Annotated in this window: 10 protein-coding genes; 3 read left to right on the top strand and 7 right to left on the bottom strand. The window is 26.7% G+C overall.

Annotated elements, in window-relative coordinates; all coding sequences use genetic code 11:
* Nucleotides 1–57: 57 nt before the first annotated feature.
* The 5 genes from H8891_RS09835 to H8891_RS09855 form a co-directional block, all read right to left on the bottom strand.
* Nucleotides 58–1,533, bottom strand: a complete 1,476-nt coding sequence (locus tag H8891_RS09835; RefSeq protein ID WP_147546651.1) for a basic amino acid/polyamine antiporter — start codon at nt 1,531–1,533, stop codon at nt 58–60.
* A 94-nt stretch (nt 1,534–1,627) separates the two neighbouring features.
* Nucleotides 1,628–2,590, bottom strand: a complete 963-nt coding sequence (gene hdcA / locus H8891_RS09840) for a histidine decarboxylase, pyruvoyl type (protein ID WP_187006320.1) — start codon at nt 2,588–2,590, stop codon at nt 1,628–1,630.
* A 218-nt stretch (nt 2,591–2,808) separates the two neighbouring features.
* Nucleotides 2,809–3,528, bottom strand: coding sequence for a DUF434 domain-containing protein (locus H8891_RS09845; RefSeq protein ID WP_187006321.1), 720 nt, complete (start codon nt 3,526–3,528; stop codon nt 2,809–2,811).
* 265 nt (nt 3,529–3,793) lie between these two features.
* Complete coding sequence (locus H8891_RS09850) at nt 3,794–4,915, bottom strand: DUF975 family protein (RefSeq protein ID WP_187006322.1); 1,122 nt, start codon at nt 4,913–4,915, stop codon at nt 3,794–3,796.
* A gap of 289 nt (nt 4,916–5,204) precedes the next feature.
* Nucleotides 5,205–6,113, bottom strand: coding sequence for an SDR family oxidoreductase (locus H8891_RS09855; RefSeq protein ID WP_187006323.1), 909 nt, complete (start codon nt 6,111–6,113; stop codon nt 5,205–5,207).
* 220 nt (nt 6,114–6,333) lie between these two features.
* On the opposite strand from H8891_RS09855, the gene H8891_RS09860 reads away from it, so the two are divergent.
* Both H8891_RS09860 and H8891_RS09865 read left to right on the top strand, forming a co-directional pair.
* Nucleotides 6,334–7,224 (top strand): TetR/AcrR family transcriptional regulator, encoded by an 891-nt coding sequence (locus H8891_RS09860; RefSeq protein WP_187006324.1) that lies wholly within the window; start codon nt 6,334–6,336, stop codon nt 7,222–7,224.
* The gene (locus H8891_RS09865; protein ID WP_330604974.1) at nt 7,214–8,635 is read left to right on the top strand and encodes an MDR family MFS transporter; all 1,422 of its coding nucleotides are present in this window, start codon (nt 7,214–7,216) and stop codon (nt 8,633–8,635) included. The genes H8891_RS09860 and H8891_RS09865 overlap by 11 nt, the downstream gene beginning before the upstream one ends.
* A gap of 113 nt (nt 8,636–8,748) precedes the next feature.
* On the opposite strand, the gene H8891_RS09870 is transcribed toward H8891_RS09865, so the two are convergent.
* Both H8891_RS09870 and H8891_RS09875 read right to left on the bottom strand, forming a co-directional pair.
* On the bottom strand, nt 8,749–9,675 hold the full coding sequence (locus H8891_RS09870; protein WP_187006325.1) for a chemotaxis protein: 927 nt from the start codon (nt 9,673–9,675) through the stop codon (nt 8,749–8,751).
* A 193-nt stretch (nt 9,676–9,868) separates the two neighbouring features.
* Nucleotides 9,869–11,053, bottom strand: a complete 1,185-nt coding sequence (locus H8891_RS09875) for a hypothetical protein (RefSeq protein WP_187006326.1) — start codon at nt 11,051–11,053, stop codon at nt 9,869–9,871.
* A gap of 211 nt (nt 11,054–11,264) precedes the next feature.
* Here H8891_RS09875 and H8891_RS09880 point away from each other — a divergent pair, with 211 nt between their 5' ends.
* The gene (locus tag H8891_RS09880; protein ID WP_187006327.1) at nt 11,265–12,122 is read left to right on the top strand and encodes a patatin-like phospholipase family protein; all 858 of its coding nucleotides are present in this window, start codon (nt 11,265–11,267) and stop codon (nt 12,120–12,122) included.
* Nucleotides 12,123–12,208: the final 86 nt, after the last annotated feature.

The following is a 12,208-nucleotide window of genomic DNA, read 5'->3' on the forward strand; positions in this document are numbered from 1 at the left end:
AAAAAATAGAGAGATTAACTTTAGTTAACCCCTCTATTTTTAATATACTTATTTAAATTACATAAATTTAAATAAGTATATTAACCCGATTACTCCAAGCACTATTAGCCCTATAGCAACATATCTTTCTATCTTAGTAAACTCAGGTTCATTAGGTGCTGTTTCTTTTCTTGCTTTTTTAAATACTGGAATACCTATTGCATAAATAACAAGTGATATTAATAAATATTCAAGTCCAGCTGCATAAAGTAACCATAATCCATATATAGTACCTAATATGGAAGTAACAAACGCATATTTACGACTTGCAAATATTTTTTTAGGATAAGTATCCTCTTTTGATGATATTTTATATAGGTATAAAGTTGAAGCTATATAACAAGGTAGAGCCATGACACTTGTTATACTCAACATCATATTCCAAGCATTTCCTGTAAAATGAACACATATTAATATTATTTGCATTACGATTGTAGATGCAAGTAATGAAAATGCTGGTGCTTCATTTTTGTTTTCTTTAGTAAATATTTTAGGGAATGTTCCACCTTTAGCTGCTGCAAATGGAAGTTCAGAAAGCATAACTGTCCATATAAGCCATGAGCTTAATATAGCTATTATTACACCAACATTCATTATTATGCTACCCCATTTACCAATTACAGTCATTAATACGGCTGCTGTTGATGGTGGAGCCATTTTTGATACAGTTCCTTGAGGAACTACACCAAGTGGTAATAATGAAAGTGCTGTGTATAATAAAAGACATATTAAAAATCCTAAAAATGTTGCTTTACCAACATCTTTTTGAGATTTAGCCCTTCCTGATACAACAACTGCACCTTCTATACCTGTAAATACCCATAAAGTTACAAGCATAGTACTCTTAACCTGAGGTAATAATCCGCCTAAAGAACTATCATGAACTGATGCTACAGTTTTTAATCCCCAGAAGTCAGTAAAAAATAGTGAAGCTTTAAATGATATAGCTATTACTAATAAGAATATAGCTAATGGAACTAATTTCCCAATTGTCCCTATAATATTTAAAAATGAAGCTTGTTTAACTCCAGATAAAACTGCAAAATATATAATCCAAAGTACTATTGATCCACATATAATTGATAACCAGTTATTCCCACCTGTAAAATATGACGGAAAGAAATAGTTAAGTGAATCCATCAATAATACTGCATATCCTACATTGGCAAAAGAGTTACAAATCCAATACCCCCATGCCATTAAAAAACCTGTAAATTTACCAAATCCTAGCTCTCCATATGCATATATACCAGTTGTTACATCTGGTTTTGCAGCTGCAAGTACTCTAAATGTGTTTGCAATAAACCACATACCGATACCAGTTATAATCCATGCAATTAAAATCGCACCTGCAGATGCATGTTGAGCCATATTTTGTGGTAGATTATAAACTCCACCACCTAGCATAGCACTTATTACTACGCCTGCTAAAGCAACTACACCAAGCTTTTTAGTGCTATTATTATCAGTTTTACTACTGCTTTTATCGCTCATAATAGCCCTCCTAAATTTCATTTAATTTTATGAAACATATTAGCTTTAAGTGCATTTTGCTATTTAAACTTTTAACAAAATGTACTTAAAAATCTTACTTTTGAGTACACTCTGTTAATGGTTTAAAATTCATTTCATCTATCCATTCATTAAGTGTTAATGTATTTAAGCTAGGGAATCCACTTTCAGGCACTGCATCTCTTGCAAGAGTTACATAAGGTGCACAAGTTAATGCATTTCCTATTTCCCCTGGTTTCATTATTGTATAAGCAAATCCGACGTAAGTTCTATCGAAAACTACATGTGAATCTCTACCGCACTCTTTAACTGACCAAGCTACTGCTTTTCTATGTTTTTCTAAGAATTTTCTTAAATCTTCTTCATTATCATTTTTTGTCCAAAGTCCCGCATCTTCTATGAATAAATCCGCACAATTATCTCTATCGTTTGATAATGAAATTGCTATAAATGACCATACTCCGTAAGCTTCACCATCTTTTAACGGTCTATCTTCTTTTGGTCTATAAGATGTAACACTTTTATTTGCACATATTACATGAGCTCCTGGAGCTGTTGTAAAACGTCTATTTTTTTCTGTACCAAATAATTCAATACCTGCTTCTAATAGAGGTTTTGCATCATATACTTTAAGTGGTGTTCCATCATATTGTTCAACATAAAATAATGGTTCCTCTTTTTCATCTGCTATCGCTTCATGAGTCGCTAAATCATATCCCCATACTTGACCTGCTATACCACAGAAAGATGAAGCAGTAAGCATATTTATTTGTCCGACATAAGCATCATTTATTTCCGCTCTATCATATGAAACTATACCATCTAATAAAAAGTCATCAGTTTTTTTCACTGTACCAACAGAAACTGTAAGTACTGAAACATATCCGTTACCATAAGCACCTGGCATTCCGTATCCATCACAATAACGATTGTATGGACTTATAGCTGTCTTATCAACTTTTGCCGCCCTTACCCTTCTTACTTTCTTATGCCCCACACCTATAGTTCTATTCCTTTGTTCTTCAAGATTTTTATTCATCTCAAACACCTCCTTAAGTTTTTATACAGCAATTATCTGTACATTTATTTTTATACCCTTGACTAAATAAAGATAACAGAAAACGTTTATTTCTATATATTTAGAAATATTGAAAATCTGCATTAATCATTATGTTAATTAATTTTTTCAATATATTAAGTTTTGTTAATTTAATTAATAAATCTAAAATGAAATAAATAAAAAAAAGGATTAAGTTATTAACTTAGTCCTTCTAAATCAATTATGTTAGCATCTTTTATATATTCTTCAATTATACTTCTAGCCAAATTAAAATAACTTTCACATTTATCAATTATAACTGCATCACTGCTAACTACTCTTCCCAATTTTTCTAAAACAACATCTGCATTATTTACTAGCTCAACTTTTGTATCAATATCACAGTATTTAGCATAATCAAGTATTTTATACTTTAAATTTCCTGAATTAGATACTGGTTCATCTAAGTAAAATTTTATTTCTTTACAATTATGTTTTTTTAAAAACTTCCCAATTAACTTTAGCGCTTCATCGGTTTTATCAATAATTTTATAAGTGCCTCTAAGACCTGCTAAATCTCTAATATTTCCATCACTACCTATAATTAATGTTCCTCCAGATAATGCAACTTCAAGAGTTATTATTAAATTAAATCCATCTATGTATATAGGACCTTTGCTTATGTTATCTATAGAAAGCTTTTTTGAACTTCTTATTAATTTATTTTTATAACAACATATTGATCTTTTTAACGCATCTCTTTGTCTTTTTGAAAATTGATATTTATCTCCTACAAAATTTACTACTTGTTCTATTTTGTATTCTCTATTTATTAACCATTCGATTTCTTCTTTAGCTTTTTTTAAACGTATTAGTTCTTTATCAGAAAACCATCTTGTATCATTTTCGTCAAATCCTCTTTTAGATACTTTACTCATATTATACTTCACCACCGAATTATGTATATATATCTTAGTTTTGCACTTATTATATTATTTCTATTTTACAAAATTGTATGATAAATCTATTATTTAAATATTTATTTTTATATAAATTAGTCTTACGTTAATTAATTTCCATATTTTATTAACATAAGGATCAATTTCTTTTACATATATAAAACAAAAAACTCTATGATCAAAGTATTTAAATACTTTGATCATAGAGTTTTTATTTATATACTAATTATTTAAAAATATTAATTTACTTTAGCGCATTTCCTTTTATATCATATCTCCCTAAAATTGTATTATGATTATCTACTTTTTCTTTTGAATCATATGGTTCACAACTTATACCTAAAACTTTATTGCCATCAGTTATTATATATAAAACTGTTGAATCTGTATTATTGTATTTTTTTAAATTTAATGGATGATTTTTTACTATTACAGTATATTTAGTTAAATAATCCTCGTTATTTATATTGAAAGTCTTACGTTCCTTATCTGTTATGTAATAATCAGTTTCTTCATCTGAACTTATAAGTTTTAAATTATTTTCATTTAATACATTTTTAATTACTTTCGGTGTTGCTAATTCATTTTTTATACTTTCTTCTACTACTGTATATCCACATAGTAATATACCTATTAAAATTCCTATAAATAAACTTTTATTTTTTGATTTTTTATAATTATTTAATTTATCTTCTTTTATGTATTTATAAAAATTAGCATATGACATTTGCATGTACGGACCAACCCAAATATATGCTATCCCAAATGTAAATGCTACTAAAAGTATCCATCCAATAAAACTTAATGTAAATATTAAGTAATCCAATATATGTCCTTTTATCATATCTATTGATTTTTTGATTGAATCTAAAATACTAATATCCTTTTTGTCTGCAATTATAAATTCTGTTTGAGAAAATATAGCAAAGAAGAATATACTTGCTATTCCTGTTATGATAGACATAAAGGATATAGCTACAAAGCTACTATCTAATAAAATTATTGGAACTAATGCAAGAGGTATTGTAAGTATAAAAGCTATAACATATTGAATTAACATAGAACCATATGCTTGATATAATCTATCAAATCCTTTTAATATATCTTTGACTTTTACCTTCTCTCCTTTCATACAGTCCAAGGATATAATATTTAATCCTATCACTAAGGGTGTTTCTACAAGAATTATAATACTGTTTATTAAAATACAGATTTTATAAGATGTTACTATATATTCACTTAAAATTTGAGGAATTAAAGCTATTAACCCAACTATTACAGTAGCTATAGTCATTGCATTTTTATTTGTGTTTAGTTGTTTTCTCGCATCTTCTTTTATCTTTACCCTAGTTTCACTGTCTATCATTTCGTATCCTCCTATTAAAATATCCAATTAATTGTTATTTTAATAACAATTATATGTAAATTAAAACCTTATATTATGAATTTACCACTAAATAAACATTCTTAAACAGAAGCAATTTAAGTTATTTGCTTTTGTTACACACAATAAACTAGATTATTAAAATTTTATAATCCTATATTTAATTTATATACTAAAAATAAAAAAGAAGTAATTATATACAATAATTACTTCTTTTTGCTAGAAACAATATTAATCTATAAATTTTTTATTAAACTATATATTATTTAATTTAAGAACCTACTATAGTTCCACCATTAGGATGAAGAACTTGACCTGACATATATCTAGAATCATCACTTGCTAAAAATACATAGCTAGTAGCAACTTCAAATGGTTGCCCTGCCCTATTCATAGGAACTTTACTTGTTCCACTACCAAAAGTTTCTACCTGCTCAGCAGAAAAAGAAGATGGAATTAATGGAGTCCAAATTGGACCTGGGGCAACTCCATTTACTCTTATGCCTTTATCTACTAATGATTGAGAAAGTGATCTAGTAAAAGCTAGTATTGCTCCTTTAGTTGCACTGTAATCTATAAGTAGTGGCTCTCCTTGATATGCTGTAATAGAAGTTGTGTTAATTATAGATGATCCTTTTTTCAAATATGGGAGTACTGCTTTTGTCATATAAAAAAAAGGATATACATTAGTTTTAAAAGTAGTATCTAATTGTTCTGATGTAATATCTAGTATACTATTTTGAACAAACTGTACTGCATGATTATTAACTAATATATCAATTTTTCCAAAGCATTCTATAGCTTTTTCAACAACTGTCTTAGACATTTCTTCATCTCTTAAATCTCCAGGTACTAATAAACATTTTCTGCCTAAACATTCTACATAAGCTTTAGTTTCATTTGCATCTTTGTCTTCACAAAGATGTGAAATAACAACATCTGCACCTTCTTTAGCAAATGCATAAGCTACAGCCCTTCCAATTCCACTATCTCCTCCCGTAATAATTGCAACTTTATCTTGTAATTTACAACTTCCTTTATAAGAAGGATTATCAGATATAGGTCTTGGCATCATAATATACTCAAATCCAGGTTGGCAATTTTGATGTTGAGGTGGAAATGATACTTTTACTTTTTCACATTTTTCCTTTGTAGTTATACTTTTATAAACTGGATACATAAAACACCACCCTTAATTATTAATTAATGAATTAAAACTTAACTCAATACAAATTGTATTAATTAATAATATTACTTATGACATAGCTAAGATAATATTTTTTTATACTTTTCAGTACTTATATAAAAATTGACATCAATAAAAAAATCAAATATAATCTAATCTAGTACTTTGTAGTATCGTTTAGTAATTTATAGTACTTATAATAAAGAGGTGAATTATGACTAATAAAAAAGAAGTTATTATACAAGTTGCACAAAAATATTTTAATGATCACGGTGTTAGGTACACATCAATAGATGATATTGTTAAAGAATGTAAAATATCTAAATCTACATTTTATAAATATTTTCCAACAAAAGAAGATTTAGTTTTAGAAATTTTAGATTACTTAGATAAAAACTTTTCTAATTCATCTGTGTTAATAGATACAGATGATACAAAGGCTCCTATTGAAAAGTTAAAAGAAAAAATAAAACTTGTATTGGACTATTTAAAATGTAATCAATCTTTTAATTCTCATATTTTAGGAGAGTTTTCAGAAATTAAAGGAATACCTATATTAAAGATAAAAAGTAAAATAAAATCTAATATTATAAATTCCTATAAAACCCCTTTGATATTAGTTTATGGGGAAGATATAAACCCTTTTTTATGGGAGTTAATATTTGTTATTGATAGTATAGTTCATGAATTTAATCTTGTTATGAAAATAAATAAAAGAAATATTAGTGTAGACTATATATTTGAATTTATAAATAAACAAATAAATTTAAATATAGAAAATTTAAAACAAAACAAAAGTACTATAAATAAAAATATATTCTATTCTATAGATGAGATTGGTGAAAGTAATTATAAAGATTCTATAAAAGATGCATTTTTAAATGTACTTTATTCTATAAAAGAGTGCATTAAATTAGATAAAAATGAAAAATTATCTGAAGCAGTTGTAAAAATAGAAGAAGAATTTAATTTAGGCAATTATAATTCATTAACTATGGATGCTATGATAGCATACTTAGAAAAACAAGAATCTATAAAAGAATATACAAAAAAATTAAACAGATTAACATCAAAATTAGGAGATGACATAAGAAGTGGAGAATAAAAAAGCAAGAAATTTAATAGTTTTGGTACTAATGCTAGGTTCCTTTTTAACGGGGCTTGCTCAAACTGTACTAACTTCAGCACTACCAAGTATTATGCATGACTTTTCTGTAACTGCAGATACAGCTCAGTGGTTAACATCAGTTTATATGCTAGTTTTAGGTGTAATGATTCCTGCAACAGCATATTTAATAAGTAATTTTCCCACTAGAAAATTATATATAAGCGCTATGTCACTATTTTTTATAGGATGTGCAATATCTATATTTACTAAAAACTTTTCATTATTAATTGTATCTAGAATTTCTCAAGCTATGGGTGCAGGAATAATTATGCAGTTGGTTCAAGTTTCAATGATAAGCCTATATCCTAAAGAAGAAAGAGGTACTGCTATGGGTATATATGGTTTTGTAGTTGGAGTTGCTCCAGCGATTGGACCAACAGCATCTGGATATGTAATTGATAACTTTGGCTGGAGAATATTATTTTATATATTAGGATTTATTGCAATATTAGATATTATATTTGCACACTTTACCTTAAAAAATGTTACAGAAACTAAAAAGTCTAAACTTGAATTCATATCATTAATATTATCAACGTTCGGATTTGGAGGATTATTAATCGGAGTTTCAAATATTGGAGCTTATAGCATATCAAATCCTTTAACATATATACCAATAACAGTTGGAATTATATCACTTATATTATTTATAATAAGACAATTTAAAGTAAACTCACCTCTTTTAAACCTTAGAGTACTTAAAAGTAAGCAACTTGTAATATCAGTTATAATACTAATGATTTTATATGCATCATTTACATCTGCAACTATGATTTTATCCTTATATATACAATCAACAAGAAAGATGTCAGCTATGATTCCAGGATTAGTTATGCTTCCAGGTTCAATACTTATGTCTTTATTAAGTCCAATATCAGGACGTATACTTGATAAACATGGGGTAAGAATCTTAGCTATATCAGGATTTGTATGCTTAGCAATAGGAACATTTTCATTTTCAAATTTAAGTGAAACAACATCAATTTTAATGTTAACTATTATGTATTCATTTAGAATGCTAGGAATAACACTTTTACTAATGCCAATTACAACTTGGGGGCTTAATTCACTTAAGTCATCAGAAATAGCAGATGGTAGTGCTATTGGTTCAACACTTAGACAAGTTGCGGGAGCAATAGGTTCATCGGTATTTATTTCTATAATGACAAGTGTTACAAAGCATAGTCTAAGTAATTCTAAAGTAATTTCGGACATAGCCGGTATGGATGCAGCTTTTAGATCTGCAACTATATTAGTATTAGTTGGATTAGTAATATCATTAATATATGTAAAAGATAAAAAAATAAAATCTAAAAAAGTAGATAATGAAAATTTAATATTAGAATAAAATAAAAAAAGGATATATACTCACATTATGTAACTGTGGATATATATCCTTTTTTATTTATTAATTTAATCTTTTAATAAAAATTTAATTTCATAAACTTCATTTTTAAAACTTTATTTTTCCGTTAACCTATCAATAATACTAACAAGATTAGCTATCTCTGGTTTAGTTATTTGTTCATCTGCACCAAGTGCTTTACCTTTAACATGTATTTCTTCACTTATTAAAGAAGAGAATAAAATTACTGGTATTTGCTTAAGAACACTATCTTCTTTAACAAGTTTTGTTAATCTATGACCATCCATTAACGGCATTTCAATATCTGATACTATACAAGAAACATGTGCTTCAATTGGATCACCTGAAGTTTTAGCTTCTAATAAATAATCCCATGCCTCTTGTCCATTATCTGCTTTAACAGTATTTACATATCCTGCTTTATGTAGACACTCAGTGATTAATTTTGAAAGTAACATTGAGTCTTCTACTATTAAAATAGTTTTATCACTATTTTTACGCTCACCTAATTTTTGTATAGATTCAAATTGAATACTAGATTCAGGACTGATTTCTGCAACAATTTTTTCAAAATCTAAAATAGTTATAAGCTTATCTTTATATTTCGCAATACCTGTTGCAACACCTTCATCTCCTCCATAAATAACTCTATCTGGTTTATTTATGGCCTCCCATGAAACTCTGTGAATACCAACTACTGCATCAACATGAAATGCAATGTTTAACTTATTAAAGTGAGTAACGATAAATATATCCTTACTTGAATCATTACCTTTAGGAATATTTAAATATTTTCCTAAATCTATTACAGTGATAATTTCATCTCTTGATTTAAATACTCCTTCTACATCATCATGTGCATTTGGCATTTTTTTAATCTCTTGTGCCATCATAATTTCACGAACTTTTGCTACATTTATACCAAATGATTCACCTGAAATTGTAAATTCCATAATTTCAAGTTCATTAGTTCCGGATTCCAAAAGTATTTTTGTTTGACTTGTATTTTCTGAAAATCCCATACTCAACCTCCTATATAAAAAATAATTCTCAAAATAGTATTACTCATGCTTATATACGGATTTTATTTGTAATTCTAGAGGTTTCTTTGTAATTAGTTATCTTTGTATACATTTGTTTATTCGCTAATATTTTCCAATCATAATAAGTATAATATATGTTAATTTCATAAATAATTAAATCATTTTATATTATTTAAATTATATATAAAATAATAATTATTATTACTATAACCATTAATATTCCAGTTAAGTTATCCACTAATGCTCCTGGATTTAAATATACATATGGGTTTATATTAAATAACTTGTTATTTTCTTTCTCATTTTTTACGGATTCTATTGCTAACATTTTAAATTTCAATTGTATTGGCGATATTATACCTTTTTTAAACATTTCCTCCAGATTGTCAATTGCTTTAGATGTTACTTGTTGTTTTTCTTCATCTGTTTTGCAATTTTTTATTTGTTCTTTTAAATATTTACTTTCTTTCAATGATTGCTCTGCTAGTTGTTTTATTTCAGGGTACTTCTCAATTATAAATTTTTGTTCACTAGCTGTTAGTTTTTCTCCTTTTACCATTTTTGTAGCTATTCTCTCTGCTTTTTTACTTTCTAAATTAATTTTTTGAGAGAACTTTTCAACTTCTTCTACTACTGCCATTTTTATTTTTACTTGTACTTTTGATAATAATCCTTTTTTATCCATTACTTTTATATTGTCAATCGCTTTTGATATTACCTGTTGTCTTTCTTCTTCTGTTTTACAATTTTTTATTTGTTCTTTTAAGACTTTAACTTCTTTTTTAGACTGCTGTGCAAATTGTTTTACCTCAGGATATTTTTCAGTTATAAATTTTTGTTCATTAGGAGTTAATTTTTCTCCTTTGATTATTTTTGTAGCTATTATTTCTGATTTTTTGCTTTCTAAATTAATTTTTTGAGAGAACTTTTCAACTTCTTTTACTGCTGCCATTTTTATTTTTACTTGTACTTCTGATAATAATCCTTTCTTGTCCATTGCTTTTATATTGTTAATTGCTTTTGATATTACTTGTTGCCTTTCTTCTTCTGTTTTGCAGTTTTTTATTTCTTCTTTTAAATCTTTAATTTCTTTTTTTGATTGTTGTACTAATTTTTTTATATCTGGATATTTTTCAGTTATAAGACGTTGTTCTTTTGGAGTTAGAGGTTCTCCTTTAATCATTTTTATAGCTATTAATTCTACATTTTTTAACTCTTCTTTAATTTTTAGAAAAAAATCTTTAACATCTATGTCTTCAACCTTACTTTGTGTAGGTATTTCTTCATTATTAGGTTTTGTGGGTAGTTTTATGTATGGATTCATATTATATGAATTTTTATTTATATTATTAATCATTTTTTATTTGCTCCTCAAGTGAAGTGTATATCATTATTCCCGCTAATATATATTATCCTTATAGTAATTATACGGTTTAATCGGTTATCTTTTAAGCTTTTAGCCTAATCCTTAAAACTAGACAATATAAATGCCTTGGACTATAATAGTTATAAAACCATAACTATTAATTTTAAATTATATGCATACTTAAAGTGAAGAGAGGATAATTATGAGTAAGATAGGATTAATATTAGAAGGTGGCGGTATGAGGGGAATATATACTGCTGGAGTGTTAGATTTTCTTATAGAAAAAAATATAGAAGTAGATATAACAATTGGAGTGTCAGCTGGAAGCTGTCATGCTTCTTCTTATATATCGAAACAATATAAAAGAGCATTCAATGCTACTATCGACTATATAAATGATAAAAAATATTTAAGCTTTGGTAATTTAATTAAAACAGGCTCAATATTTGGTATGGATTTTATATTTAATACAATTCCTAATGAATTAAATATTTATGATTATGATGCTTTTAGTAAATCTAAAACTAAATTTGTAGTAGTTGCTACAAATTGTGAAACAGGCAAACCTGAATATTTTGAACTTACAGATTTAAATAAAGAAATTATTTATATGCAAGCATCTTGTTCTATACCTGTGTTTGCAAATATAGTTGAAATTGATAATTATAAATTAGTTGATGGTGGAGTTACTGATTCAATTCCTATAGAATATGCTTTAAATCAAGGTTATAAAAAAAATATAGTTGTTTTAACAAGAGATATAACTTATAGAAAAGGAAAACAAAAATTTATTTCTATTGTAAAAAGAAAGTATAAAAAGTATCCTAAACTTGTTAAAGCTATTGAGTCTAGACATATTAACTATAATAAAAGTCTTGATTTAGTAAATAAATTATCTCAAAGTGGCGACGTTCTTGTAATTAGACCGAAAAAACCTGTTAAAGTTAGTCAAATAGAAAAAAATATTGATAAGCTTACTGCATTATATAAAGATGGTTATAATGATGCAAAAGAACTATCTGATAAGATTTTAGATTTTATAAATAAAGCTGAAAACTAAAAAAGCCAGATAAAGATCTTATAGTGAATACAATGTTTATATGTATTTCTTATAAGATTTTTATCTAGCAATATATTTTTTTATAT

It is taken from the genome of Paeniclostridium hominis (genome assembly GCF_014306135.1).
Classification (GTDB): domain Bacteria; phylum Bacillota; class Clostridia; order Peptostreptococcales; family Peptostreptococcaceae; genus Paraclostridium; species Paraclostridium hominis.

Excerpts from the sequence above, each read along its gene's own strand:
- H8891_RS09835 (WP_147546651.1), bottom strand. The coding sequence starts at position 1,533 with ATGAGCGATAAAAGCAGTAGTAAAACTGATAATAATAGCACTAAAAAG.
- hdcA (WP_187006320.1), bottom strand. The coding sequence starts at position 2,590 with ATGAATAAAAATCTTGAAGAACAAAGGAATAGAACTATAGGTGTGGGG.
- H8891_RS09845 (WP_187006321.1), bottom strand. The coding sequence starts at position 3,528 with ATGAGTAAAGTATCTAAAAGAGGATTTGACGAAAATGATACAAGATGG.
- H8891_RS09850 (WP_187006322.1), bottom strand. The coding sequence starts at position 4,915 with ATGATAGACAGTGAAACTAGGGTAAAGATAAAAGAAGATGCGAGAAAA.
- H8891_RS09855 (WP_187006323.1), bottom strand. The coding sequence starts at position 6,113 with ATGTATCCAGTTTATAAAAGTATAACTACAAAGGAAAAATGTGAAAAA.
- H8891_RS09860 (WP_187006324.1), top strand. The coding sequence starts at position 6,334 with ATGACTAATAAAAAAGAAGTTATTATACAAGTTGCACAAAAATATTTT.
- H8891_RS09870 (WP_187006325.1), bottom strand. The coding sequence starts at position 9,675 with ATGGGATTTTCAGAAAATACAAGTCAAACAAAAATACTTTTGGAATCC.
- H8891_RS09875 (WP_187006326.1), bottom strand. The coding sequence starts at position 11,053 with ATGATTAATAATATAAATAAAAATTCATATAATATGAATCCATACATA.
- H8891_RS09880 (WP_187006327.1), top strand. The coding sequence starts at position 11,265 with ATGAGTAAGATAGGATTAATATTAGAAGGTGGCGGTATGAGGGGAATA.